The following is a 23,725-nucleotide window of genomic DNA, read 5'->3' on the forward strand; positions in this document are numbered from 1 at the left end:
GCTGCCATGGCCCCTGCAGGTTGGGTGCCCGACGCTCCGCGGGGGGCATAGGTGTGAGTGTTCAACGGCTGCAATCACATTGGAGTCATCGCCGCAAAGTCACGGGTCGGGAATGCTGGTTTCTACCCAGTCGTCGCGAACAGGATCTCCGGCGCAGCGTCCGGCGTCCTGTCGGGGTGTGCTGCCCACCAGGCGGCACAGCCGGCGCGCCAGCTGTTGAGGTCGTCTTCACGGCCACTGATACTCACTGTCGAGCCCGACACCCGGGCCGTTGCGGCGCCACAGGTGTAGGCCCCGTCATCGGCCGTGATCGCCGGGTATTCCTCGTAGAGTTCGCGCAGGGAACGAATCATGTATTTGGGCCGCTCGTCGAAGCGTGCCGCCAGAGCTGTTTGAGGCGTGTCCACACCGGTGAGGACGAGCACTGTGTCCATCCCTGCGCGATTTCCGCCCAGGATGTCGGTGTCCAATCGGTCGCCGACGACGAGGGGGCGGGTGACACCGGAGTGGCGCGCCGCCGTCTCGAAAAGGGCTGGTTCTGGTTTTCCTGCCGATAAGGGCCACTGGCCAGTGGCGGTGGCAATCGCGCCCACCAGTGTTCCGTTGCCAGGAGCGAATCCCCGCTCCTGTGGAAGAGTCATGTCCAAGTTCGTCGCTACCCACAGGGCACCCGCTTGGATCGCGTAGGAGGCCTCTGCCAGATCTTTCCAGCCGAGGCTGGGGGAGAACCCCTGAATGACAGCGTCTGGCTGACCATCGGATGCGGATACGACGACGAGTCCTTGCGCCCTGACGGAGTCGGCGAGGACCTGACTGCCGACGACGAGCACGGTTGCGCCCGCAGGCACCTGGCGAGCCAGTAGCTCTGCTCCGGCCATAGCGGATCCGAATACTTGCTCGGCGGTCGCAGGCGCGCCCAACTCCCGGAGGTGGGCTGCGACCTCTTCGGACGAGCGCGACGCGTTGTTTGTCACATATGCGAGGCGCGTGCCCTCTCCGACGAGCTTGTCGAGTGCCTCGGTGGCGCCGTCAATTGCGCTCGGTCCCTTGTATACGACGCCGTCGAGGTCTGCGAGCACTCCGTCAAAGCTGTCAATTAGCCGACTGGTCATCGATTCCTAACCTCACTGGTCTTGCTGGCCGGCTGCGCCCGGCGTGCCTGGTTCCAAGCACACATTAAACGCCGTCCTGATGCGTTGTCGCCGAGCCACCTGACAGACCAGGGCCCAAAGCAGACCTCGAGGTGCAGATCAGTGATGCGCCGCTTGGCAAGGGCCCGCAATGATCTGCGGGTCCTTGCCAAGCCATTGGCCGGCTCGTGCAGCTCACCACTGGTGAAACAGAACAACTCTGTCGCGGCCGGGTCATCCTTCGAGAGTGGAACCGCAGAAGGGGTAGCCTCGGCGGTTCGGGCTTCACTGACGAGAGTCACTGGCTAACTTCCTCGGTTGGTTTTGTGCGTGACGAGACTCGGCGAAGGTGACCGCGGGTTGGTTGTGCTGGCTAACCAGCCTGTCCGGACAAGAGCCAGTCGGACGCGGCGTTGCGGTAGCGGATGATGCCCTTGTATTCCGCCATGTCCTCCGGAAGTTCGGCCAGCACCTGTCCCATGCGCTCACGCCACGCCGGGACCTTTGCAATGTCGGTCAGCGGCAGCAGGTAGGTCCGGATCAGGAAGAGGATCGACCCCGAGCGGGGCAGACGGATGAGCTGCTGAACCTCCACCCGCAGGTGGACGCGCTCCGGGAGTGCGGGGTCCGTGGCGATCGTGGCGCGGTCTCCGGCCCAGTTGGGATAGGTCTCGGTGGAGGTATCCAGACGCCGATCGATACTCATGGTCCAGTTGGTCCGGCGGTAGGATTCGCCGGGCTGGAGGCTCATGAGGAAGTGCTGGGCCCGGGCGATGATCTTCTCCTCGTTCACCCGTGGCACGGGGCTGTGGATTTCGGTGAAGTTCATACCGACGTCGAATCCGATGGACCAGTCGGCAGCGAACGTGACCACACCTGCGTCGAGCCACAGCGCCTTGTCGCGCTGTTCGAGGAAGACGATGTCGTCTTGGATCTGGCTACCCAGGAAATCCAGCGGACCCGTGGGCAGCGAAGCGTCGTCGCCGATGGTGAACTCGATGTCGAGATTCAGCAGATCATTCCGCCAGCGGACCTTGTCGCCGTCGCGCTGCCACGACATCTTGTCGGGGTTGTCCTCCGCCATTTCGGGCAGCAGGGTGACGATGGCGTCCCACACTGCGGGGCGCATGTGCGGCAGGCACGCGATGCGTGAGGGATCGCGTTTCAGGACCTCGGCGCGCAGCTTCAGATCATCGACGTAGAACTCGTCGACGTCCACTACGGTCGTGCCCCATCCGCCGGCTTCCGTCTCCGTGAGCTTGCGGGAAGGCTCGACGTTGGCGCTGTAGCGGTATTGGTCAGCGACGTAGGGGAAGGGAAAGCGCTTGATCCGGTCGGGCAGGCTCGCCGTGTCCAGGTGGTTGTCGATGGTGATACTCACAGGTCCAACTCCAATTCTTCACCCAGGCTGCGGGAAACGCAGCACATGATGAGTTCGTTCTCTTCCTTTTCCTCGTCAGTCAGGTAGAGATCCCGATGCTGAGGAGTTCCCCGAAGTACGGGAAGGGTGCACTCGCCACAGATGCCCTTGCGACACATGTTGGGGATCTGTTTGCCCTCTTTTTCGAGGGCCTCCAGCAACGAAACACCAGGCGGAACTTCCAATCTGACGCCGCTGCGGGCCAGGATCGCCGTGAACGGTTCACCCGCGTCCAGCTCACCCGCGCCAAAGTGCTCCAGGTGCAGCAGTGCCTCCGGCCAGCCCAGCTCCCGTGCCTGGTCGAGGACTGAATCCATGAAGTCAGCCGGCCCGCAGACGTAGATGTGGGTACCGAGTCGTTGGCTGGTGAGCGCCTCTGACAGAGCCTTCTGGAAATTGTCGCGGCCGTGGCATTCGGTCAGGGTCGATCCCAGCAGTCCCCGGACTTCCTCGACGTGCGCGCCTTCGCCGGGCCGGTACACGTAGATCATGGAGGCCGAGATGCCCCATTTGGCTGCGTTCAGGGCATGCGAAACCAAGGGCGTGATTCCGATGCCTGCGGCGACGTACAGGCTGTGCTTGGCGTTTGTCGTCGGCGCGAAGTTGCTGCGGGGGCGCGAAACCCACACGCGGTCGCCGACGACGAGTCGGTGCATGGCCAACGAGCCGCCCCCACCGTCTTCGACGAGGAGAACCGAGATGGTGTACTCGGAGGGATCGCTGCCCGAACCGGTGAGGGAGTAGGCATTCGCGCGGAGGTTCGCGGAATCCCCGTACTGGATCACCAGGTGGCTGCCCGGGACGTACGAAGGCAACGTCGGCTGTGACGGATCGCTGAACGTGACGCTGACGATCGACTCCGTCTGCATCACGCGCTTCGTCACTTCCAGCTCGAAGCCGTCTTCGATCGCCGGATGGATGATGGGCTCGAGGGCCTCTGTGGCGGTCATCATGCCTCCTCGGCGTGGGCGTCGTAGCCCAGGTACCCGCCGAGACGGCGAGAGAAGTGGGTAGTGGTGGCCAGGACAATGCCGCATCCCTGGCAGGGCACCTCTACGGATCCGCGCACACCAGTGGTGACGGTGGCAACCTTGCAATGGCCGCAGACAACGACCCACGGGCTGTCGGGATCGCACAGCATGGTGATCTCCTCGTCCACCATGCCGCAGACCTGGGCAGCGGCTGAAGCGGCATGGACGTCGACCGCGGGGCCGGCGAGTACGAGGCGGACCCCAACGCGTGACTTTTCGAGCGCAGACCTCAGCTCGGCGAGGGTTTCGGGGTTTGCAGAGGTGAAGTGGAGGTCGTACCTGGGTCGGTCACCGGTGTCCCGACCCGCGATGCCATCTGACGTGCCGAATGACACGCAGATGGCACCGCGGAACCCCGGCTCCAACGTAGACGTGGAACTCATGGAGTTACGGTCCTTTACGGGGCGAAGGTGCGGTCGCCGGCGAAGAATCCGAGCCCGTACTCGGGGGTCTCGAACTTCACGGTGGTTCCCTTGGGGAAGAACAGGACGTCGCGCTCCTTGGCGTGCGTGACCTCGCCGGTGTCCTGGTCGGTGAGGATGAACTCGCCCTTGACGACGATCTTCATTTCGTCGTAGGTGTAGGTGTAGACCAGGGGCTCGGACTTCTTCAGCTCGAAGAACCCGGCGCACATGACCGATCCTTCGGGGTTGTGGAGGGCATCACCGATAGCGGCGACGACACCGGCCTCGTCCATGCTCGGCAAGCCTTCGTAAGCCTTCTCCACCTTGTGGATGGCCCCGGCCTTGCTCAGGGTTCCGATAGTTGTGATTTCTGTCATGCTTACTCCTCTATGTGTCAGAGCTCATCACGGTAGTCCGGGCCTGGCCGTTGTTTGACGGGACTGATCAAATTCAGCGCACCTGAAGCGCGCTGAAAACTAGGCCAGGAACTCCGGGCTGAGGTCCCGGGAGGGTCCTCTGTCACCGGCACCCTCTAGTCCTCAGAGTCAGCCGAGTTCGGGGTCGAACTCCACTGATGTGATGCCAGTCACGTCCCGCTTACAAAGTACGCCAGATAATTCCTCTAGTCCAGACTGTTTTAGGAATATTCACGTCGGTCGGGTTGTGTTAGGAGAGCTCCGCCTACCGGAGGAAAGCCGGTTCTGGGTGTCTACCAGCGGTAATCGCTTCGTCACTCCCTGGTGGAGCGGGTCTGTAAATGCCGGAAGCTTCCTCGCCAGTCCTCGCGTACGCGGCACCCGATGCGCTTGCCAGCGCATTCCTGAGCTTCTTCGGGCGCTGGAGGGGACTGAAGGGAACTTCTGAGCCGGTCGGATGTGAGGAGTTTGCGCACCTCTGCCGTGGCGTCCCAGCTGCTGGCGGACGGCGCGACGCGCGTTCTGAACGCGGGATTAGTGGGTCTGGGCGAGCGCAGCTGTCCCGACAGGCGGCCGAGGTGGCAAAAATTTTATGAATAAAAACTATTGCACTGCGGCTTTAAGTTGTTACCCTCTGAGGTGACCTGCCTCACAGGAGACGCCGTGGGAAACGGTCCGGAGTCCTTTACGGACCCGGCGAAGCACCTCCCCCAGCACGACACCGCCGGTCGGTCGGCGTCTTCTGCAGCGACCTCAACGGCGGACCTGCTCGGCATCCGATTACTCAGATTCGGCGAAGGAATCTCCCTGCATGACTCAGCTCAAGCACCAGGACGAAAGCAGTCGCGACTTGGGTCAGATGTAATCGCTGTTATCCCGCGCCTTTGCAGGTGCACACCTAAAATCAGACATCTTTAAGCGCTTCTACAGGAGATTTGTATGAGTGAAAGTCATCATTTAACCGACCCCGGCGACGACCTCAAAAGGTCGATCGACTGGAAGCAAGGCCTGGCCATTGCGCTGGGTGTGCCCTTGCTGATTCTGCCCTCTTTGGGCTATATCCCGATGTACCTGGCCGCCGCGGCGATCCTTATCTGGGGATTGTCGGTGCTTCAGGGTTTCGCGCAGAGCACCGCGTATGCCGAAATGGCCACGACCTTTCCCGAGGCATCTGGCCTACCGGGCTTTGCGCAGGAGGTTTTTGGCGACAGAAACCACCAGGGCAAGTACGACATGAGCAAGCTGCTCGGCGGGTTCAGCGCCTGGAGCTATTGGTTCGCCTGGACCCCGGTGTTGGCGATCTTCTCCATCCTGGTTGGCGGCTACCTGCATGGGCTGTTTCCCGCACTGGACATGTTTTCCGACTACCAGCTTTCGTTGATCTCAGGCCTGGTGATTTTCACCCTGCTGTTCGTGGTGAACTGGTTCGGCCTCAAAGACGGCGCCAAACTGGGTTACGTTCTCGCGGCCCTTTCTCTTATTCCGCTGGTTATCCTGACCGTGGCGCCTTTTGCCACCGGACATTTCGACATGTCCAAAATCACCGGCGACTGGATGCCGACCGACTGGTCCTGGGACTGGCAGCACATCCTGATCCTCTTTGGCGTCTTTGCGATCGCTCAATGGAGCGCGTGCGCCTGGGAAACGGCAGCTATCTACGGTCCTGAATACAAGAATCCGGCCAAAGATGTCGCCAAAGCGCTGTTCTCCTGCGGCGTCATCTGCTTCTTCTCATTTGTGCTTGTCGAAGCCGCGGTGATCGGTGTGCTCGGTGTCGACGGTGTACAGGCTGAAGCCGTGTCGCCACTGCTTCCGGTCGCCAATGCTGTCTTCGGCTCAGCGGGGTCCACGATCACGATCATCATGTTGATCGCTGCCATGGTCCTGATCATCCAAACGGCTTATCTGGGGTCGTCTCGTGCCATGCACTCCATGGCCGTCGAAGGCAACCTTCCCAAGGTTCTCGGCAAAACGAATCGCCAGGGAACTCCGTGGGTTGCCATGGTGGTTATCGGCCTCTTCAACCTGGTGTTGATTTCGATGGGGAACCCCGCGGCGATCGTCGCTGCTTCCGCAATCGGTTACACCTGCGCCAACGGCATCAGCCTGTTCGCCTATGTCAAGGCGAAGAGGGACCCGGCCTTTGCCGGTTTGGAACGGCCTTTCAAGGCGCCTAAGGGTTGGCAGGGCGTCGCCATGGCTTTCGGCCTTTTCAACCTACCGTTGTGCGTCGTGGGTGTGGTTTACCTGAATAGCCTCGAAATCGGTTGGACTCCGACCTGGGTCGGCTTCCTCGTATTGGCGGCATACATACCCATCTGGCTGTATTCCCAGCATGAATGGCACCGCTCGAAAGGCGAGCCGGCCGCTGTACGTCCTTAGGCCCGGAAACGTCGCCAGCTAGCTGGCTCAACACCTCTCTCAAAAACGGGAAGGCGGACCGATCAATGATCGGTCCGCCTTCCCGTTTTTGCGTCCGGGTTGCCTGCGGTCCCCTATGGTGAGCATGGACTCGGCGGCCATGATCGTGGTGAGCTTCAGGCGATGCGTCGCTTGGCAGTCGTGTTCGCCGGGACGGAGTTCACACTGCGGGCTCATCCGGGTTCAATGAAGAACTCGGTGGCGCAGTCGGCGGTGCTGCAGTGCCCGGCATCGGCGGGCAGCTCACCACTGGGCGCCTCAACAGCAGAAATGGATCGTTCTTGGGGCTTCCGGTGATGTGACCCTTGACACATCGATAGGACGCGTTGTTCTATTCTCACTGGGAAACACAGTTTCTTACCGGGAAACCGGTTTGCCGTCGTCGTCGGATTGTCTCCGAGAAACAAGAGGTTGTATGGAGGGCCACGTTGTTCATCGAGGTTGGCTCGGTGTCTGGCGACCAGGTCGCTCGAGTCCTCCCTCGGTACTCGGAACAGCCCCACCGTGATGGCGCGACGCCCCCGACGTCGCGTGGGATGTCGAACGCCACCTGTTGGCAACTCGCCACGACATCGCTGTACGTCCGCTGAAAAATCTGTCATTCATTGAAAACCAATTTGGTACCCGCCACCTTCTGGCATTCTTCGATGCTGGGGAAGAATGCGGCACAATGCCGCAGGAAGAGGTATACAGTCATGGACCCTGGGCTCGAAGCACGGATTCAAGCCATGCTTAAGCGAGATATCGGCGTCGTGAGCCTGCTCGCGGTAGTGATGTGGGCGACTTTGATATTCACGTACGTCTCCGCCTTTGGCGTCATCGAGAGTGGGACGATCCGAGCGATACTCGCGGTAGCGTTCATCATCTTGGGCGGTTTCAACACGGTGGCACTGCTGTCAATGAGCCGTCGTTACAAGATCGAGCGTGAGCACGTCTACGGCGAGGACATTCACCACCTCGACGCGAACCGGAGAGCCAAGCAAGCGGCGCGGGGTTCGGAGGTGAGCGCAGCATGACGAGTACGACATCAAACGAGCCGCGGCAGAGCAGGGCCGGGCAGTTCGTGGATGCAGCGACCCTGATCGCCCTGCTGTTCATCACGTTGTTCGTCACGACGTTCGTCTTTGCTCAGGAGTCGGCAGAGGCGCCGAGCACAGAGGCGCCCACCGCGATCTCTCAGCTGAACATCAGCCCAGCTGAGAAACAACAATTCGAACTCATGAAGTCAAAAGACATGGTCGACGATGCGACTGTTGAACAACTGACCAAGGACAACGCGCCGAGCAACGACATGTACAAGATCGAATGGCTGCCGCTGATCGGGATAACCGCGTTGGCTGCCGCTTACCTGGCGTTTGTCTATCTCATGTCCTTCCGCGAATACCGCGAAGTGATCGCAGCCAGGTTCGGACCGGGACAGGAATCATGAATTTTTGGACTCTTTTTGAATACGGCGCCTGGGTTTTGGCTGGGCTCGTCGCCGCCTGGATGCTGTTCGACGCATACAAGATCAGCCGCGACTACGACGAGGAATTCCTCGTGCACACCATCGAGGATCTCGGCGAGGACGCTGAATGGCAGCACGCGGATGACATAGAAGGGCGTCAATCATGAGCGAAGTCACCGCCAGTGGGGGCACCGAAGCGCTCACTCTGAAGAAGGTGCTGGGCCCGATCCATATCTGGGGGTTGGGCGTCGGCATCGTGTTGGTCGGCGAGTTCATGGGCTGGAACTTCACGGTGGGGAAGGGAGGCCTCTACGGCTCGCTGATCGCATGCTGGTTCGTCGGCCTGCTCTACACCTGTGTCGTCATGATCAACTCCGAGGTTGCTTCCGCGATCCCGGCAGCCGGCGGTCAGTACGCCCAGGCCAAGCACTCGATCGGCCCGCTGATGGCGTTCAATGTGGGGCTCTATCTCACCATGGCTTACACCATGCTGGAGGCCGCCAACGCGAACGTTCTCGGCGATCTGCTCAGTACGATGTCGGGGTTGTTAGGTAATAAACAGCACCTCTCCGCCTACCCGTTCGCCGTGCTGGCAATCATGCTCCTCGCACTACTGAACTACCGCGGCGTGCTGGCGACATTGTCGGTCAACTTCATCATCACCGGCTTCGCCTTCTTGACGATCATCGCGCTGTTCATCGGAGTTACCGGCTGGGATATGGGCAGCCAGTTCAGTGCACTCGTCTCATCGTCTGATGCCGGGCTTCCCTACGGCTGGATAGGCGTGATCGCAGCGTTCCAGTTCGGCATGTGGTTCTACCTCGGCATCGAGGGCACCGCCCAGGCGGCGGAGGAATGCCGCTCTCCGAGCCGATCGATTCCGCTCGGCAGCCTGGCCGGCATCATGACGCTGATCATCGCGGCCAGCTTGACCTGGTACCTCTGCGCGGCTCTGCTGCCTTGGCAGTATTTGGGCCAGTCGATCACGCCGTTGTTCGACGCCGCTCAGCTCACCCATTCGGGTGTGCTCGTGTGGCTGCTGTTCCTCGGCACGCTGGCGGCGACCCTCGCATCGGCGAACGGCTGCATCACCGACTCCTCGCGGTCATGGTTCGCGATGAGTCGTGACCATTACCTCCCGGAGTGGTTCGGAGCCGTGCACCCGCGGTACCGGACGCCGTACCGCTCGATCCTGTTCCTGGTACCGGTGGCTATCGCCTTCGCGATCCTTCCGCTGCTGCTGAACCAACCTACGCTGCTGTCAACCGTGATCACGTTCTCGATTCTGTCGGGTCTGCTGACCTACGCGTTCATGGTCGTCAACATGCTGAGGTTCCGGAAGCTGTGGCCGATCGGCTCCATCAAGCGGGCGTACACCCTGCCGATGCATCCGATTCCCTCGATTGCGCTGGCAGTGATCGCGGCGATTGTGTTCTTCGCGACCTACCTGGGCTTCGGCAGCACACTGATGTCAATCCTGGTGTTCTACTTGCTCGCCTCGGTGTGGTTCGTTCTCCGGCGGTTCAAGTACGTCGACCGGGACGCCGAGTTCACCGCGCCGTTGCCGCGTCCTCGAGGTTACTGATGTCCGGAACGCTCTGGATCGCGCTGGCGATGGCCGCAGTGGGGGCGGTGGTGCTCACGTATCAGCACCGCCGTCACCTGGCCAGCGTCCAGCGTGACCGGGCGGCATTGTTCGAGCACGCCACCAGCGTGCTCGAACAATGCCGCGTCGTTCCTCGCGGGCTCGACTTCCCGATGCTCTACGGGCGGTTCGACGGCCGGGACGTACGGGTCGAACCCGTGGTCGACAATCTCGCCCTACGAACCGTCCCGGTGCTGCGTCTGGTGGTCACCATGCGTGAGGAGTTCCCCGGGCAGGCGAGGTTGTCCGTGCTCAGCAATGAGACCGGAAACGAGTTTTACTCCGGTCACCGTGACCTGCTGCGGTGGCGCGACGAGGCGTGGCCCAAGTGGGTTTCGGTGGCCTGTGCCCCCGAGGGCGTGGATCGCGAACTGGCCGAGGCCGCCGTAAGCTTGGTGACCGAGGATTCCATGGTGAAGCAGGTACTGGTCACCGAGCGGGGTGTCCGGTGCGTCGTTCGTGGCGCACAGGCCAGCTCGGCGGCCTACCGCGTCACTCGGCGGGTCGATCTGTCCGAGGCACGGGTGACGGCGGAGGATCTGCGTCGGACGGTCACGATGGCCCGCGACTTGTGCGATCAGATCGCCGGCCTGGCCGCACATCGCCCGGTAGGAGTATCGGAGGCAGAGTCGCTGTGAACCGACCAATTCACCCGTTGTTGGTCCTTGGCATCGCCATGGTCCTGCCAGGGGTGGGGCAGGTAGTAAACGGACAGCCCCGGCGCGGTTTGGTGTTCGCCTTCTACACCGTGCTGCTGGCAGTGGTTACCTACCTGGCGGCTCCGGAATCGGCGACCCCCATCGGACGGGTCGCCGGAGGGGTGTTCGTATACGCCCTCAGCCTGCTCGACGCCTATCGAGTCGCCGCCATTCGGTGGCACGCCGCCAAAAGCGCCTGACAACAAAACTAATTATGGCCGGTCAGCCCTGGGGCTGACCGGCCATAATTATTGAACTGGTTCGTTATTGATTTCGCTCAGAAGGTCTTTCCGGCCGAGCCGAGCTGCTGGGTGGCTTCGACGAGGCGGGCCGCGAGCCCGGCTTCGGCCTTAGCGCCCCACACGCGCGGGTCGTAGGTCTTCTTGTTGCCGATCTCGCCGTCGACCTTCACCACGCCGTCGTAGTTCTTGAGCATGTGGTCGGCCACGGGACGCGTGTACGCGTATTGCAGGTCCGTGTCGATGTTCATCTTGATGGTGCCGTAGGAGACAGCGTCCGCAATCTCCTGATCGCTCGAGCCCGAGCCACCGTGGAAGACGAGGTCGAACGGCTTGTCCTTGCCGATCTTGGCGCCGACCTGATCCTGGATGTCCTTCAGGATCTCCGGACGCAGCTTGACGCCACCGGGCTTGTACACACCGTGCACGTTGCCAAAAGTCAGCGCCGTGATGTAGCGGCCATTCTCGCCCGCGCCGAGCGCATCGATCGTGGCCAGCGCGTCCTCGACCGTGGTGTACAGCTTTTCGTTGATGGCGTTCTCGACGCCGTCTTCCTCACCACCGACGGTGCCGATCTCGACCTCGAGGATGATCTTGGCGGCTGACGTACGTGCGAGCAGTTCGCGGGCGATCTTCAGGTTGTCCTGCAGAGGCTCAGCGGAGCCGTCCCACATATGCGAGTTGAACAGCGGGTTACGACCGGCCTTGACCTCTTCTTCGGAAGCGGCCAGCAGCGGCAGGACGAAGCCGTCCAGCTTGTCCTTGGGGCAGTGATCGGTGTGTAGCGCGATGTTGACGTTGTACTGCTTCGCGACCTCGCGAGCGAAGGCCACGAATCCGAGGGAACCGACAACCATGTTCTTGGCCGCAGCGCCCGACCAGTAGGCAGAACCGCCCGTGGTGATCTGGAGAATGCCGTCGGACTCAGCGTCGGCAAAGCCACGCAGGGCCGCGTTCAACGTCTGGGAGGATGTGACGTTCACAGCTGGGTATGCGAAGCCGCCCGCCTTCGCACGGTCGAGCATCTCGGAATAGATCTCTGGGGTTGCAATGGGCATGCTGACTCCTGTGTTGAGTTTCGTCGTTCGTTAGGGAAACGAGCCTTGGCCGGTGTGCCGCGGACTAGGACGATGTCGTCCAAGCAGGGCAGCCGCCGACCGTCCCAGCCCTCTGGCGTGTGACGGTTCGACGGCTGCCATACCGAGAGGCGTCGAGTGCTGTATTACTCGACAACCTCGCCGGTGGTTTCGTAGGTGGCGATCTTGCCGATACGCCGGACGTGGCGCTCGGCATTGCTGAATGGTTCAGTCAGGAAGGCCTCGATCAGTTCCGTAGCCTCTTCAACGGTGTGCTGGCGGCCACCGACTGCAACCACGTTGGCGTCGTTGTGCTCGCGGGCCAGTTTGGCCGTGTCGAGGTTCCATACCAGGGCCGCGCGCACGCCTTTGACCTTGTTCGCGGCGATTTGCTCACCGTTGCCCGAGCCGCCCAGCACAATCCCGAGGGCGTCCACGCCGGCGGCCTGGTCGGCCACAACGGCGAGCGCAGCGTTGATGCAGAATGCCGGGTAGTCGTCCTCGGCGTCGTAAACAGCAGGCCCGTGGTTCACCATCTCGTAGCCCTTGGCTGACAGTGCTTCGATCAGGTGGGAGCTGAGCTCCATGCCGGCGTGGTCGGTTGCGATATGAACGCGCATGAATAGGGGTCCTTCAGACTGGTTGGGATGCGGCGTTATTTGCCAAATGCGAGCTGGGCGTTCGCGCGAAGCGATTCGATGGCCTCGGCGGGCGACGGCTTTCCGTACACGGACGATCCGGCCACAAAGATGTTGGCACCGGCCTCCGCGGCGCGGGTGATGTTCTCCTCCGTGACACCGCCGTCGACCTGGATGGCCACGTTCACGCCGGAACCCTCGACCGCAGCACGGGCGCGGCGGATCTTGGGCAGCGTGACGTCCAGGAAGGCCTGGCCACCGAAGCCCGGCTCCACCGTCATGACTAGCAGCATGTCCAGTTCGGGCAGCATGTCCAGGTACGGCTCCACCGGGGTCGCCGGACGCAGCGCCATGCCCGCCTTGGCTCCGCGTGCACGAAGTTCCCGGGCGAGTTTGATGGGGGCGACAGCCGCCTCGACGTGGAATGTCACCGAGTCCACGCCGGCGTCGGCGAACGGCGGCGCCCAGCGGTCCGGGTCGGCGATCATCAGGTGGGCGTCCAGCGGGATGGGGCTGACCTTCTTCAACCGCTGTACGACCGGCAGACCGATCGTCAGGTTCGGCACGAAGTGGTTGTCCATGACATCCACGTGCGCGGCATCGGCGTTGCTGATGCGAGCCAGCTCGGCTTCGAGGTTGGCGAAGTCAGCCGAGAGGATGCTGGGGTTGATACAGCATTTCGGCGATGAAGCGGACATGGTTTCTGCCTTTCGGTAGCGGTCAGTTCAGGGCATGCGATATCGGGGCCGTCGGCCACGGATCGCGCCGCGGCCCGGTTGCCGGCCGCGTGGAGACCCGTTGGCCTCCACGCGGCCGAGACAACCCGGAGGCGGGTTAGGAACCCTTCTGAGCAGAAGCGAGGGCACCCTCGACGTCGGCCAGGAGGTCCTTCCAGCTGGCAACGAACTTGTCCAGACCTTCGGACTCGAGCAATGCGACGACCTCATCGTAGGAGATACCGAGGCCTTCGATGGCGTTAAGCACATCTTTTGCCTCCTCGTACGTGCCGGTGATGGTGTCACCGGTGACCACGCCGTGGTCGAACGTGGCGTCCAGGGTCTTCTCCGGCATGGTGTTCACCACGTCGGCAGCCACGAGTTCGGTCACATACAGGGTGTCGGGGTAGGCCGGATCCTTCACGCCGGTCGAGGCCCACAGGGGACGCTGCGGGCGCGCACCGGCCTTGGCCAGCAATGCCCAGCGCTCGGTGGAGAAAAGTTCCTCGTAGACCTGGTAGGCCAAGCGGGCGTTGGCAACACCCGCCTTGCCCTTGAGCGCCTTGGCCGCGTCGGTGCCGATGGCGTCGAGGCGCTTGTCGATTTCGGTATCGACGCGGGAGACGAAGAAGGACGCGACCGAGTGGATCTTGGACAGGTCGTGGCCGTTGCTCTGGGCCTGCTCCAGGCCGGACTGGAAGGCGTTGATCACGGCGCGGTAGCGCTCCAGCGAGAAGATCAGGGTCACGTTGACGCTGATGCCCTCGGCCAGGGTGGCGGTGATTGCTTCCAGGCCCTCGCGGGTGGCGGGGATCTTGATCAGGACGTTGTCCTTGGCGACCTTCTTGTAGAGGTTCTTCGCCTCGGCAATGGTCCCGGCGGCGTCCCACGCCAGGCGGGGGTCGACCTCGATGGAGACCCGACCGTCGACGTGGTCTGTGGCCGCGGCGACGGGGGCGAACAGGTCGCAGGCGTCGGCGACGTCGGCGGTGGTGATCTCGAAGATCGTCTCTTCGACGTTGGCGCCCCGTGCGGCGAGTTCGGCGATCTTTGCGTCGTAGTCGCTACCGGTGGTGATCGCGGCCTGGAAGATCGACGGGTTGGTGGTGACACCCACGACGTTCTTCTCGTCGATCAACTTCTGCAGCGAACCGGTCTCGAGGCGATTGCGGGAGAGGTCGTCAAGCCAGATCGACACGCCGGCTTTCGAAAGCTCTGCGGTGGGGGTTGCGTTGGTCATCGTTTTCTGATTCTTCCTTCGAATATCGAATAGGTTGGCTAGCTTGCGATCGCGCCGCGGGACTGCCCGGTGGACGGTCCCGCGGCGCGCTGGCAGCTTAGTTGCCTGCGGCGGCGATGGAGTCCTTAGCGGCAGCGACAACCGCTTCTGCGGTGATGCCGAACTCCTGGAACAGGCGCTTGTAGTCCGCCGAGGCGCCGAAGTGCTCAAGGCTGACGGAACGACCGGCGTCGCCGACCAATTCCTTCCAACCCAGGGCCAACCCGGCCTCGACCGAGACGCGGGCGGTCACGGCGGCGGGCAGCACGGACTCCCGGTAGGCGGCGTCCTGCTTGTTGAACCACTCGACGCACGGCATGGAGACCACGCGAGTGGGGATGCCTTCGGCCTGGAGTGCTTCGCGAGCCTGGACCGCGAGGTGAACCTCGGAACCGGTGGCAATCAGGATCACCTGGGCCGGGGCGGTGGCGCCGTTCTTGGAGGCCTCAGCCAACACGTAGCCACCCTTGGCCACGCCGGCCGCGGATCCGAAGGTGTCGCCCTCGGCCGCACCTTCGCCGCGGGCGAAGGTCGGGATGTTCTGACGGGTCAGCACGATGCCCGCCGGGTTCTCGTGGTTCTCCAGGATGGTCTTCCACGCCACGCCGACCTCGTTGGCGTCGCCGGGACGAACGACATCCAGGCCGGGGATCGCGCGCAGGGTCGACAGCTGCTCCACCGGCTGGTGGGTCGGGCCGTCCTCGCCGAGGCCGATGGAGTCGTGTGACCACACGTAGACAGACGGCACACCCATCAGTGCGGACAGGCGGATAGCCGGGCGCTGGTAGTCACTGAAGATCAGGAACGTACCGGAGAACGCGCGGGTGGGTCCGTGCAGCGAGATGCCGTTGACGATCGACGCGGCAGCGTGCTCGCGGATACCGAAGTGCAGGACCCGTCCGTAGGGGTTGCCCTTCCACGAACTCGTCGAGCGGGAGACCGGAATGAACGACGGCGATCCCTCGATGGTGGTGTTGTTCGACTCGGCCAGGTCGGCCGAACCACCCCAGAGTTCGGGCAGGACGGGGCCGAGGGCGTTGAGGACCTTGCCCGATGCTGCCCGGGTCGAGACATCCTTGCCGGCTTCGAAGGTCGGCAGAACTGCGTCGACGCTGTCGGGAAGCTGCTTGGCCTCGATGCGCTGCAGGAGTGCGGCGCCTTCCGGATTGGCGGCCTGCCACGACTGGAAGGCCTCGTCCCATTCGCGACGTGCGGCCGCTCCACGGTCCACTGCCGCACGGGCGTGGGCCAGGATGGCTGGCTCGACGTCGAAGGACTTGGCGGGGTCGAAGCCCAGAACTTCCTTCACCGCTGCGACTTCCTCGGCGCCCAGCGCAGAGCCGTGGATCTTGCCCGTGTTCTGCTTCTTCGGGGCGGGGTAGCCGATGATGGTGCGCAGCGAAATGATGGACGGCTTCGAGGTCTCGGCCTTTGCGGCCAGCAACGCCGCGTGGAGTTCCTCGACGTCTTCCTTGTACTCACCCGTGCGGGTCCAGTCCACCCGCTGGACGTGCCAGCCGTAGGACTCGTAGCGCTTGAGAACGTCCTCGGTGAAGGAGATGTCGGTGTCGTCCTCGATGGAGATGTGGTTCTCGTCGTAGACCACGACGAGGTTGCCCAGTTCCTGATGCCCGGCGAGGGAAGAAGCTTCGGACGTCACACCTTCCTGCAGGTCGCCGTCGGAAGCGATCACCCAGATGGTGTGGTCGAACGGGGAGGTTCCGGGGGCGGCTTCGGGGTCGAGCAGGCCGCGCAGGCGACGCTGCGAGTAAGCGAAACCGACCGACGACGCGAGGCCCTGGCCCAGCGGGCCGGTGGTGATCTCCACGCCCTTGGTGTGCTTGTACTCCGGGTGACCCGGCGTCAGCGAACCCCAGGTGCGGAACGACTGCAGATCTTCCAGCTCCAGCCCGTAGCCGGCGAGGAACAGCTGGATGTACAGCGTCAGCGACGAGTGGCCCGGCGACAGGATGAACCGGTCGCGACCCAGCCATTCAGCGTCGCTGGGGTCGTGGCGCATCAGCTTCTGGAACAGCAAGTACGCCGCCGGGGCCAGGCTCATCGCCGTACCCGGGTGACCATTGCCGACCTTCTCGACCGCGTCCGCGGCCAAAACCCGGACGGTGTCCACAGCGCGCTGGTCCTCGGCTGTCCAGTTCAATGACGTGGTGCCGATCGCGTCTGCTGTCTGAGTCACGTTTTATCCCCTTCGATTCGGTCATCGGCCCGTGGCGGCCGCACGGATAATTCTGGTAGATCGCGTGATATCGATGATCGCGAACCAAACGGGCAGGCGAAACGCTCTTTCCTGACGGTTAGGACTACACTTTCGGACTGGTTGGACGATTCCGCTCGCGATAGCCCGGATAGACTGACCGGATGAGCACAGCCGTTGACCAGCCACTGAAGGTCCCCCTACCTCCCACAGACGTCCCGTGGCCGCTCCTGCAGACGGTGGCGTCGTTGGCTGAAGCCCCGCTCATTCAGATAGCGGAGCGACTACACGCTGCCACCCTTCCCTACCTGAAAAGCAGCGCGCTTGTTATCTTCACGGAAGACTGCACAGGGCGGCCGCAGAAGAAAGCGGGCGCGGATGAAATCATTTCGCGGGTCTCCATCGCCGAGCTCGACGCGCTTCGCGCAACCCTTTCGGATGATACGTCCTGGAGCGGTGAAGCTGAGGTTGCCGGCCGGTCCCGCCGCGTTCTCTCCCTGAAACACGCCTCCAGCGGTGCCCTCCTCGTCCTCACGGATCCGCAGCCGGCCGATACAGAACACGACGACGGGCTGGACCTGGTGATGTATCTGTGGCGCATTGCCGCCCAGCGGATTCAGGAAAAAGTGGCCGATGCGCCGCCGTCGTACCTGCTGGAATCGCGGGCGGCGTCAGCTGAACGTGTCCGTGTGACAGCGGAACTGACCGATCTGCACTCCACAACTTTGGAGACGCTCCTGGCAGCGCTGCGCTCATCCTCCTTGGACGACGCAGCAGCGCGCTCAACTGCCACTGACCTCGCCGCCAAGGCCCTGGTCGAGCTCCGGACCCTTAGCGACCGCACGACGGACCTGGTAGAAGTGCCGGCCGCCGTGGCCTTCGAACGCCTGCGGGAGGATCTGCGACCGCTCACGCGCTTCGGCGACCTCGAGATCGAATTCATCGAACCACCGCAGAACGGAAGGGCCTTGCCCGGCGAAGTTGCTCACGCCGGACGGGCCATCGTCCGCGGACTTGTGCTGGCCATGATGGAACAGCCCGACATCAGCAGGGTACGGACGCAGTGGGACTGCGACGGCGAAAACCTGCTGATCAACGTACGCGACGACGGCCGCGGTATGCTCGCCGCCGACTCGCCGAGCATCGGCCGTCTGGACCGCCAGGTCCAGGCGCTCGCCGGGCAGCTGCGGATCGAGATCATGCCACGCTGGGGTGCAGATGCATTCGTCACGCTCCCCTTGGACCTGCCGGCACGCCCGGCGGCCGCCGGGGATATCGCCGGATGGGACCTTGCCCCCCGGGAGCTCGAAGTGCTCCAGCATCTGGTCGCCGGACAGCGCAACCGGACGATCGCGATGACGCTTGGGATCAGCGAGAACACCGTCAAATTCCATGTGCGGAACTTGTTCAGGAAGCTCGGCGTCGGCTCACGCACCGAGGCTATCGCGCTGGCACACAGCCACGGACTCCGCTGACGGGGTGTATCAAAAAAGTGTTGCCCCGCAGCCGTAAGGCTGCGGGGCAACACTTTTGATCAGAGCGTTAGAACGATCAGACGATCGCGTCGCGCAGTTCCTTCGCGGCGGCGGCCGGGTCGGCTGCGCCGTAGATGGCACCACCGGCGACGGCAACCTCGGCGCCGGCCTTCTGCACTGCCGGAAGGGTGGCAACCTTGACGCCACCGGCGACGGAGAACGGAACGCGAGCCTTCTCACCGGCGGCCAGCAGGCCGTTCAGGTCGAAGCCAGGCTTGGCCTGCTCGTCCAGACCGGCGTGCATCTCGACGAACTTGGCACCCAGGGCGCGAACTTCCTGCGCACGAGCGGCCTTGTCCTCGATACCGATCAGGTCGACGACGACGCCCTTGTTGTGAGCCTGGGCAGCCTTGACGGCACCGGCGATGGTGCTGTCGTCGGCCGAACCGAGCACCGTGACCAGGTCAGCGCCAGCCTTGAACGCGATGTCGGCCTCGAGCTCGCCGGCGTCCATGGTCTTCATGTCAGCGAAGACGATCTTGTCCGGGTGAGCCTTCTTGACGGCGGTGATGACCGACAGGCCCTCGGCCTTGATCAGGGGGGTGCCGAGCTCGATGATGTCGACGTAGGGGGCAACCTTGCCGGCCAGCTCAAGAGCGGCTTCGGTGGTCAGCAGGTCGATGGCAACTTGGAGCTTCATATTGCTGTCTTCTTTCTGTTGGGAACTGCGATGGGTATGGAACGTGAGTAGGTCTGGGCTGTCAGGGTTGGGTCATTCGAGGTTGGCGTGGCGCGTCCAGAGTTCCTCGGCCTCGATATCGGTGTGATCCCACAGCGACTGGAACACGGCCTCGGTAACGATGAACAACGCCTGCTCAAACAACGACCCCGCGTACTGACGCGAAATATGCGAGCCGTGATCGGTCTTCTGCGCGGCCGGAATGATCACCAACGCATCGGCGAGCTTACCCAGCGGCGAATCCGCATTGGTGGTCAGCGCAGCGACACGCGCCCCGGCCTTCTTGGCGGTCTCGGCCGACTTGACCACACCCGAGGTCGTTCCCGACCCCGAAGCCACGATAAGCAGATCACCGGAACCGATCGCCGGGGTGGTGGTATCTCCTGCAACATGCACCTGCAGACCAAGGTGCATCAGCCGCATTGCGGCCATCCGCAGGACCAGCCCGCTACGACCCGCTCCAGCGAAGAACACCTGACCCGGCTGGGCGATGTTGCGAGCCAGGATAGCCACCTGCTCCGCGTTGACTTTGGCCGTAGTACTCGTGATCTCGTCCACGACCAGGGACAGGTTGCCAGCGATACTTTCCCGGTTAATTTCCGAGGCAGGTCCGCTCAGGACGGCCGTGCTTGCCGTCTGATTCATAGAGCCCCTTTCGATTCTGCGATCAGGCCTGTCGCGGCCGAACAGATGCTTTCTGGTCGACATCCATGATCCCGAAGCAAGCGGGTGGGGGTAACACTATTTTCTGACGGTTCTCACTACACTTTAGGATTGGTCGGAAGTTCCCGCCCCGGTGGACTGGCCGGACGAGTGCAGCTACAGGCTGTGGCTGAGTACGTTAAACCGGCATCGGCCACGTCATCGCCATCAAGGGTGCTACCAGCGCCAATACCGGAAACCGCGGACTATCCAGCCTATGTCCAGTGCCCGAGTTGGCTAGGATCGAGTCACCCCGTAGTCCATTTTCGGAGCGCAGACTTTTGGCCACGCCGACCCCCTTCCAATCGCAGATTTATCGGTCCCTGCCGGAAATCGAGAGGGCCGACGCGATTGTCGACAGAATTTCCAAGGCGATTGCCCTCGGGTTGCTCAAAGTAGGTGAACGCTTGCCCCCAGAGGCCGCACTCTCGGAGATGTTCGGGGTTGGCGGCGCGACCCTTCGTGAAGCCTTGTCGGAACTGCGGGAGCGAGGAGTCGTCGAGACTCGCAGAGGCCGGAGCGGAGGAACCTTTGTCGTCAATCAGCCCGAACCTCAGACCGACATCATGCAGGATTGGTTTCTCTCGACCTCTATCTCGGAAATCCGCGACATCGGAGACGAGCATTCCGCCATAGCCGCCGCGACCATCCGGCTGGCATGTGAGCGCGCAGAAGCACACGACTTCGACCGTCTTCAGGAACTTGCGCGAGCCTTGGTTCTGGCGGAGACCCCTGAAACCCGTGCATCTGCTGACAGCCGCTTCCATATCGAGTTGGCGGTGTCCGCGCAATCACCAAGGCTTGCCAATGCCGAAATCCGCCTTCAGGAAGAAACGGTTCGGCAGCTGTGGGCCCCCTTCACCGTGACAGAGGGATATGACCCTGAACGGGCAACCGCCGAGCATTTGGAACTGGTCCGGGCAGTGGCTCAGGACCACCCCGAGCGGGCCCAGAAACTGGCACTTGAACACATCAGGCGAAACATCTTCCACCTGATTGATACGAAACTCGTCCTCGGCTATGCCCAGTCGAGATCGAGAACCCCCCCAGCCACCCCCGATATCAGTTCCTCCTCTCAGGCATCGGCATCGTCCACTAGGCCAACAATTCAGGAGGGCCAATGAACTCCACCACTGAAGTCGCGCATGCTGCCGATGCCCTCACTTCCTGGATCAGCGGCGTTTCCACCGAGATCAAGAACTTGGCCACAGCCGTCGCCGCGTTGCTTGACCGAAATCTCGCGGGGAAGTCCAAGGTCAGCCGGGCGGCGCTGACCGGATTGGACGAACTCTCACAGAAGTTCCTGACGAAGAACACTTTCGCTGTCGGCGCCGGAACTTTCTTCGCCGCGGCCTCCGTCGAGGAGGGCGGCCACGCTTTCGAATGGTGGTTCCGCAAGGCATCCGGTGACCTTGGAAGACTGGATTTTGACATGACTCCAGGCAGCGCGCGGTACTACGACTACGAGAAGCTACCGTTTTTCTCGACCGCCGCTTCCACAGGTGAGCAGACGGTGTGGGGCCCGTACATCGACTACTCGGGCTTCGAGGAATACATCCTTACGTTCATGGCGCCGTTCTCGGTCCATGGACACTTTACGGGGGTGGCAGGGTGCGACATCCGGCTCACGGACCTGGAACCCATCATCATGCCGAATCTGCTTCTGATTCCAGGCGATGCCGCCCTCGTCAACGCCAGCAACCGTGTCATCCTCGGCAACTCCGGGATGTACCTGGTGGGTGAGCGAATCAAATCCGGATCACCGGACCAGCATCGAGTTACTCTCGATGTTCCGCACCTGGGGCTGTCACTGATTTACACCGCCAACCGTCAGACCCCTTGAACACAGAACGAGGCCGCTGGTCCCCAAAGGGCCCGGGTCAGCTCAGCCGAACAGGAATGCAGCTTCGTCGTAGCGTTTCTGCGAAACGGCCTTGAGGCCCCCAAGGGCTTCTTCGAAGCTCACCTGCTCGATCTCAGTGCCTTTCAGCGCCACCATGGTGCCCCAGAAGCCGTCAACCACAGAGTCGATGGCCGCCATACCCAGCCGGGTGGCCAGGACTCGGTCGAAGGCTGTGGGCACGCCGCCGCGCTGAATGTGGCCCAGGATGGTAGCGCGGGTTTCGATGCCGGTGCGGCTTTCGATCTCCGGGGCCAGCTGGTCTGCGATCCCACCGAGCCGGGGACGGCCGAAGGCGTCCAGCCCACGCTCGGAATGCGGGGATTCCATGTGCTCCGGAACAAACCCTTCGGCCACCACTACCAGCGGTGCCCGCCCGCGGGAGTGGGCTCCCTTCACCCACTGGGTGATCTGATCGATGCTGAGCTTCTGTTCCGGTATGAGGATGGCGTGGGCGCCGGCTGCCATGCCGGCGTGCAGTGCGATCCAGCCGGCGTGACGGCCCATCACTTCGGCGATGATGCATCGGTGGTGCGATTCGCCGGTAGTGCGCAGCCGGTCGATTGCTTCCGTGGCGATCTGCACTGCGGTGTCGAAACCGAAGGTGTAATCCGTGGCGTCAAGGTCGTTGTCCACGGTCTTCGGGACGCCCACGATCTTCAGGCCCGCGTCGGTCAAGCGCTTTGCGGCAGTCAGGGTTCCCTCACCGCCGATGGCGATGATCGCGTCGATGCCCAGCCGGTCCATGTGCGCTTTGATGACCTCGGGGCCGCCGCCGTTTGCGAACGGGTTGGTGCGCGAGGTGCCAAGAATGGTGCCGCCCTGCTTGGCGATACCGCGGACCATCGTGCGCGGGATATCGATGATGTCGCCCTCTACCACGCCGCGCCAGCCGTCAAGAAATCCAACGAACTCGAGACCGTGGACGGCAATGCCTTTAATAACGGCGGCGCGGATGACTGCGTTCAATCCGGGGCAGTCGCCACCGCTGGTGAGGATTCCGATTTTCATGTTTCGTCTCAGATCGTAGGAGAGGGTTTACAGGAGCGCGTCACGCCCCACGATCATCACGCCAGCGGCGGGCAAAATCTGTCTAACGTCAAGGGAGGCCGTGCGGTAACGAATGATGGCATCTTCGCGCCAGTAGCGAGATTAGGTCGCGTCGTCTTCCCCTCGTGGGGAAACAGGAGGCGCCGGTGCCCTACGGTGATCCCAGTCGAGCTTGTCAGGCCGGGGGCGTGCCCTCCGGCCTGACAAGCACTTTGACTAGGCCGCGTAGACCACGAAGAACTTGCGGATCCGCTCCTGGATCTCCCAGGTTCCCTTCCACCCGATGGGGAAGAAGGCAGCAGAGCCAGCCTCGAGGGTGACGGGCTCGCCGCCATCCTGAGTAACGATCATGCGCCCTTCGAGGACGTGGATGATTTCACCCCGCTCGACAAACTCCCAGCGAGACAGACCCGGCTGGGCCTCCCAGACGCCGGAACGGATGCCGTGGTCTTCGTCGATGAAGGGGACAGAAGAACGCACTCCGATCGGGTCGCCCAGCACCTCAGCGGAGGGCTGGCCGAGCAGAGACTCTTCGAGCTTCTCCTCGAAGCGCTCGAGGGGCCGGAAGGTTACGGTCATTGAAACTACCTTTCTGTTTTCTATTTTCTGTATCCAGGCATGGATCCCCGCGGCGATCCCCATCGCGCACCGTCAGGCCCCGGGGTTGCTCCCCTGGGCCTGACAGTGCACTTGACTAGGCCGCGAAGATCACGAAGAACTTGCGGATCCGCTCCTGGATCTCCCAGGTTCCCTTCCACCCGATGGGGAAGAAGGCAGCAGAGCCAGCCTCCACGGTGACGGGCTCGCCGCCATCCTCGGTAACGACCATGCGGCCTTCGAGGACATGGATCGATTCGCCCCGGTCCAAGAACTCCCAGCGTGAGAGACCGGGGTCGGCCTCCCAGACGCCGGAGAGAATGCGAGCATCGTCGCTCTTGAAGGGAATGGCGATTCGTGTCGGGATTTCGTCACCAATCACCTCGGCCAAAGGCGGGGCCAGCAGGGCTTCATCGAGTTTCCCCTGGAAGAGTTCTGCGGGCCGGAAGGTTTCGGTCATTGGGTTCGGCTTTCTGCTGAGAACATG

At 62.7% G+C, this 23,725-nt stretch carries 24 protein-coding genes and 1 pseudogene; 10 read left to right on the forward strand and 15 right to left on the reverse strand.

Going from position 1 to position 23,725, the window contains the following annotated elements; genetic code table 11:
- Positions 1-122: 122 nt before the first annotated feature.
- The 5 genes from B133_RS0119600 to B133_RS0119620 form a co-directional block, all read right to left on the reverse strand.
- Entirely contained in the window at positions 123-1,112 is a 990-nt protein-coding gene (locus B133_RS0119600; protein WP_026256652.1) for an HAD-IIA family hydrolase, read from the reverse strand.
- A 391-nt stretch (positions 1,113-1,503) separates the two neighbouring features.
- Positions 1,504-2,511, reverse strand: a complete 1,008-nt coding sequence (locus B133_RS0119605) for a DUF3445 domain-containing protein (protein WP_018603481.1) — start codon at positions 2,509-2,511, stop codon at positions 1,504-1,506.
- Complete coding sequence (locus tag B133_RS0119610; protein WP_232423326.1) at positions 2,508-3,503, reverse strand: PDR/VanB family oxidoreductase; 996 nt, start codon at positions 3,501-3,503, stop codon at positions 2,508-2,510. The genes B133_RS0119605 and B133_RS0119610 overlap by 4 nt, the downstream gene beginning before the upstream one ends.
- Positions 3,500-3,964 (reverse strand): dimethylamine monooxygenase subunit DmmA family protein, encoded by a 465-nt coding sequence (locus B133_RS0119615; RefSeq protein ID WP_018603485.1) that lies wholly within the window; start codon positions 3,962-3,964, stop codon positions 3,500-3,502. Before B133_RS0119615 ends, B133_RS0119610 begins: the two co-directional genes overlap by 4 nt.
- Before the next feature lie 14 nt (positions 3,965-3,978).
- Positions 3,979-4,362 (reverse strand): cupin domain-containing protein, encoded by a 384-nt coding sequence (locus tag B133_RS0119620; protein ID WP_018600443.1) that lies wholly within the window; start codon positions 4,360-4,362, stop codon positions 3,979-3,981.
- 978 nt (positions 4,363-5,340) lie between these two features.
- On the opposite strand from B133_RS0119620, the gene B133_RS0119625 reads away from it, so the two are divergent.
- The 7 genes from B133_RS0119625 (at position 5,341) to B133_RS0119655 (ending at position 10,812) form a co-directional block, all read left to right on the forward strand.
- On the forward strand, positions 5,341-6,783 hold the full coding sequence (locus B133_RS0119625) for an APC family permease (protein ID WP_018603487.1): 1,443 nt from the start codon (positions 5,341-5,343) through the stop codon (positions 6,781-6,783).
- Between the two features lie 767 nt (positions 6,784-7,550).
- The gene (locus tag B133_RS0119630; RefSeq protein ID WP_157625921.1) at positions 7,551-7,838 is read left to right on the forward strand and encodes a hypothetical protein; all 288 of its coding nucleotides are present in this window, start codon (positions 7,551-7,553) and stop codon (positions 7,836-7,838) included.
- Positions 7,835-8,251: a hypothetical protein gene (locus B133_RS0119635; RefSeq protein WP_018603490.1), complete on the forward strand. Its 417-nt coding sequence runs from the start codon at positions 7,835-7,837 to the stop codon at positions 8,249-8,251. Before B133_RS0119630 ends, B133_RS0119635 begins: the two co-directional genes overlap by 4 nt.
- Positions 8,248-8,436: a hypothetical protein gene (locus B133_RS23060; RefSeq protein ID WP_018603492.1), complete on the forward strand. Its 189-nt coding sequence runs from the start codon at positions 8,248-8,250 to the stop codon at positions 8,434-8,436. The genes B133_RS0119635 and B133_RS23060 overlap by 4 nt, the downstream gene beginning before the upstream one ends.
- Positions 8,433-9,854, forward strand: a complete 1,422-nt coding sequence (locus B133_RS0119645; RefSeq protein ID WP_018603493.1) for an APC family permease — start codon at positions 8,433-8,435, stop codon at positions 9,852-9,854. The genes B133_RS23060 and B133_RS0119645 overlap by 4 nt, the downstream gene beginning before the upstream one ends.
- Positions 9,854-10,552: a hypothetical protein gene (locus B133_RS0119650; protein ID WP_018603494.1), complete on the forward strand. Its 699-nt coding sequence runs from the start codon at positions 9,854-9,856 to the stop codon at positions 10,550-10,552. The genes B133_RS0119645 and B133_RS0119650 overlap by 1 nt, the downstream gene beginning before the upstream one ends.
- Entirely contained in the window at positions 10,549-10,812 is a 264-nt protein-coding gene (locus B133_RS0119655) for a hypothetical protein (RefSeq protein ID WP_018603495.1), read from the forward strand. Before B133_RS0119650 ends, B133_RS0119655 begins: the two co-directional genes overlap by 4 nt.
- 77 nt (positions 10,813-10,889) lie before the next feature.
- On the opposite strand, the pseudogene fbaA reads toward B133_RS0119655, so the two are convergent.
- The 5 genes and pseudogenes from fbaA to tkt form a co-directional block, all read right to left on the reverse strand.
- Positions 10,890-11,912, reverse strand: a pseudogene (gene fbaA, locus B133_RS0119660) (class II fructose-bisphosphate aldolase); the annotation flags it as partial.
- A 161-nt stretch (positions 11,913-12,073) separates the two neighbouring features.
- On the reverse strand, positions 12,074-12,547 hold the full coding sequence (locus B133_RS0119665; protein ID WP_018603497.1) for a ribose-5-phosphate isomerase: 474 nt from the start codon (positions 12,545-12,547) through the stop codon (positions 12,074-12,076).
- Positions 12,548-12,582: 35 nt separating this feature from the next.
- Entirely contained in the window at positions 12,583-13,263 is a 681-nt protein-coding gene (gene rpe / locus B133_RS0119670; RefSeq protein ID WP_018603499.1) for a ribulose-phosphate 3-epimerase, read from the reverse strand.
- 136 nt (positions 13,264-13,399) lie between these two features.
- Positions 13,400-14,521 carry a transaldolase gene (gene tal, locus B133_RS0119675; protein WP_018603501.1) on the reverse strand — a complete coding sequence of 374 codons (1,122 nt, stop codon included), beginning with the start codon at positions 14,519-14,521 and terminating at the stop codon, positions 13,400-13,402.
- Between the two features lie 97 nt (positions 14,522-14,618).
- A complete protein-coding gene (gene tkt / locus B133_RS0119680) occupies positions 14,619-16,757 on the reverse strand; it encodes a transketolase (protein ID WP_018603502.1) in 2,139 nt (712 codons plus the stop codon).
- A gap of 182 nt (positions 16,758-16,939) precedes the next feature.
- Here tkt and B133_RS0119685 point away from each other — a divergent pair, with 182 nt between their 5' ends.
- Entirely contained in the window at positions 16,940-18,250 is a 1,311-nt protein-coding gene (locus tag B133_RS0119685) for a response regulator transcription factor family protein (RefSeq protein ID WP_018603503.1), read from the forward strand.
- Between the two features lie 76 nt (positions 18,251-18,326).
- Here the strand turns inward: B133_RS0119685 and hxlA are convergent, their stop codons facing one another.
- Complete coding sequence (gene hxlA, locus B133_RS0119690) at positions 18,327-18,950, reverse strand: 3-hexulose-6-phosphate synthase (protein WP_018603504.1); 624 nt, start codon at positions 18,948-18,950, stop codon at positions 18,327-18,329.
- A gap of 72 nt (positions 18,951-19,022) precedes the next feature.
- Complete coding sequence (gene hxlB, locus B133_RS0119695; protein WP_018603505.1) at positions 19,023-19,634, reverse strand: 6-phospho-3-hexuloisomerase; 612 nt, start codon at positions 19,632-19,634, stop codon at positions 19,023-19,025.
- A 338-nt stretch (positions 19,635-19,972) separates the two neighbouring features.
- Between hxlB and B133_RS0119700 the strand changes: the two genes are divergently transcribed.
- Together B133_RS0119700 and B133_RS0119705 are read left to right on the forward strand one after the other, a co-directional pair.
- Positions 19,973-20,815: a FadR/GntR family transcriptional regulator gene (locus tag B133_RS0119700; protein WP_036419449.1), complete on the forward strand. Its 843-nt coding sequence runs from the start codon at positions 19,973-19,975 to the stop codon at positions 20,813-20,815.
- Positions 20,812-21,534, forward strand: coding sequence for a cache domain-containing protein (locus tag B133_RS0119705; RefSeq protein WP_018603507.1), 723 nt, complete (start codon positions 20,812-20,814; stop codon positions 21,532-21,534). The genes B133_RS0119700 and B133_RS0119705 overlap by 4 nt, the downstream gene beginning before the upstream one ends.
- Before the next feature lie 42 nt (positions 21,535-21,576).
- Here B133_RS0119705 and B133_RS0119710 read toward each other — a convergent pair whose 3' ends face one another.
- The 3 genes from B133_RS0119710 to B133_RS0119720 form a co-directional block, all read right to left on the reverse strand.
- Entirely contained in the window at positions 21,577-22,602 is a 1,026-nt protein-coding gene (locus tag B133_RS0119710; protein ID WP_018603508.1) for an ATP-dependent 6-phosphofructokinase, read from the reverse strand.
- Between the two features lie 255 nt (positions 22,603-22,857).
- On the reverse strand, positions 22,858-23,220 hold the full coding sequence (locus tag B133_RS0119715; protein ID WP_026256656.1) for a cupin domain-containing protein: 363 nt from the start codon (positions 23,218-23,220) through the stop codon (positions 22,858-22,860).
- 115 nt (positions 23,221-23,335) lie between these two features.
- Complete coding sequence (locus B133_RS0119720; protein WP_018603510.1) at positions 23,336-23,698, reverse strand: cupin domain-containing protein; 363 nt, start codon at positions 23,696-23,698, stop codon at positions 23,336-23,338.
- Positions 23,699-23,725 lie beyond the last annotated feature (27 nt).

This window comes from Mycobacterium sp. 155, from assembly GCF_000373905.1.
Lineage (GTDB): Bacteria > Actinomycetota > Actinomycetes > Mycobacteriales > Mycobacteriaceae > Mycobacterium.

Bases quoted from the DNA above. Each gene is read 5' to 3' on its own strand.
- B133_RS0119600 (WP_026256652.1), bottom strand. From the start codon at position 1,112: ATGACCAGTCGGCTAATTGACAGCTTTGACGGAGTGCTCGCAGACCTC.
- B133_RS0119610 (WP_232423326.1), bottom strand. From the start codon at position 3,503: ATGATGACCGCCACAGAGGCCCTCGAGCCCATCATCCATCCGGCGATC.
- B133_RS0119615 (WP_018603485.1), bottom strand. From the start codon at position 3,964: ATGAGTTCCACGTCTACGTTGGAGCCGGGGTTCCGCGGTGCCATCTGC.
- B133_RS0119620 (WP_018600443.1), bottom strand. From the start codon at position 4,362: ATGACAGAAATCACAACTATCGGAACCCTGAGCAAGGCCGGGGCCATC.
- B133_RS0119625 (WP_018603487.1), top strand. From the start codon at position 5,341: ATGAGTGAAAGTCATCATTTAACCGACCCCGGCGACGACCTCAAAAGG.
- B133_RS0119630 (WP_157625921.1), top strand. From the start codon at position 7,551: ATGCTTAAGCGAGATATCGGCGTCGTGAGCCTGCTCGCGGTAGTGATG.
- B133_RS0119635 (WP_018603490.1), top strand. From the start codon at position 7,835: ATGACGAGTACGACATCAAACGAGCCGCGGCAGAGCAGGGCCGGGCAG.
- B133_RS23060 (WP_018603492.1), top strand. From the start codon at position 8,248: ATGAATTTTTGGACTCTTTTTGAATACGGCGCCTGGGTTTTGGCTGGG.
- B133_RS0119645 (WP_018603493.1), top strand. From the start codon at position 8,433: ATGAGCGAAGTCACCGCCAGTGGGGGCACCGAAGCGCTCACTCTGAAG.
- B133_RS0119650 (WP_018603494.1), top strand. From the start codon at position 9,854: ATGTCCGGAACGCTCTGGATCGCGCTGGCGATGGCCGCAGTGGGGGCG.
- B133_RS0119665 (WP_018603497.1), bottom strand. From the start codon at position 12,547: ATGCGCGTTCATATCGCAACCGACCACGCCGGCATGGAGCTCAGCTCC.
- rpe (WP_018603499.1), bottom strand. From the start codon at position 13,263: ATGTCCGCTTCATCGCCGAAATGCTGTATCAACCCCAGCATCCTCTCG.
- tal (WP_018603501.1), bottom strand. From the start codon at position 14,521: ATGACCAACGCAACCCCCACCGCAGAGCTTTCGAAAGCCGGCGTGTCG.
- B133_RS0119685 (WP_018603503.1), top strand. From the start codon at position 16,940: ATGAGCACAGCCGTTGACCAGCCACTGAAGGTCCCCCTACCTCCCACA.
- hxlA (WP_018603504.1), bottom strand. From the start codon at position 18,950: ATGAAGCTCCAAGTTGCCATCGACCTGCTGACCACCGAAGCCGCTCTT.
- hxlB (WP_018603505.1), bottom strand. From the start codon at position 19,634: ATGAATCAGACGGCAAGCACGGCCGTCCTGAGCGGACCTGCCTCGGAA.
- B133_RS0119705 (WP_018603507.1), top strand. From the start codon at position 20,812: ATGAACTCCACCACTGAAGTCGCGCATGCTGCCGATGCCCTCACTTCC.
- B133_RS0119710 (WP_018603508.1), bottom strand. From the start codon at position 22,602: ATGAAAATCGGAATCCTCACCAGCGGTGGCGACTGCCCCGGATTGAAC.
- B133_RS0119715 (WP_026256656.1), bottom strand. From the start codon at position 23,220: ATGACCGTAACCTTCCGGCCCCTCGAGCGCTTCGAGGAGAAGCTCGAA.
- B133_RS0119720 (WP_018603510.1), bottom strand. From the start codon at position 23,698: ATGACCGAAACCTTCCGGCCCGCAGAACTCTTCCAGGGGAAACTCGAT.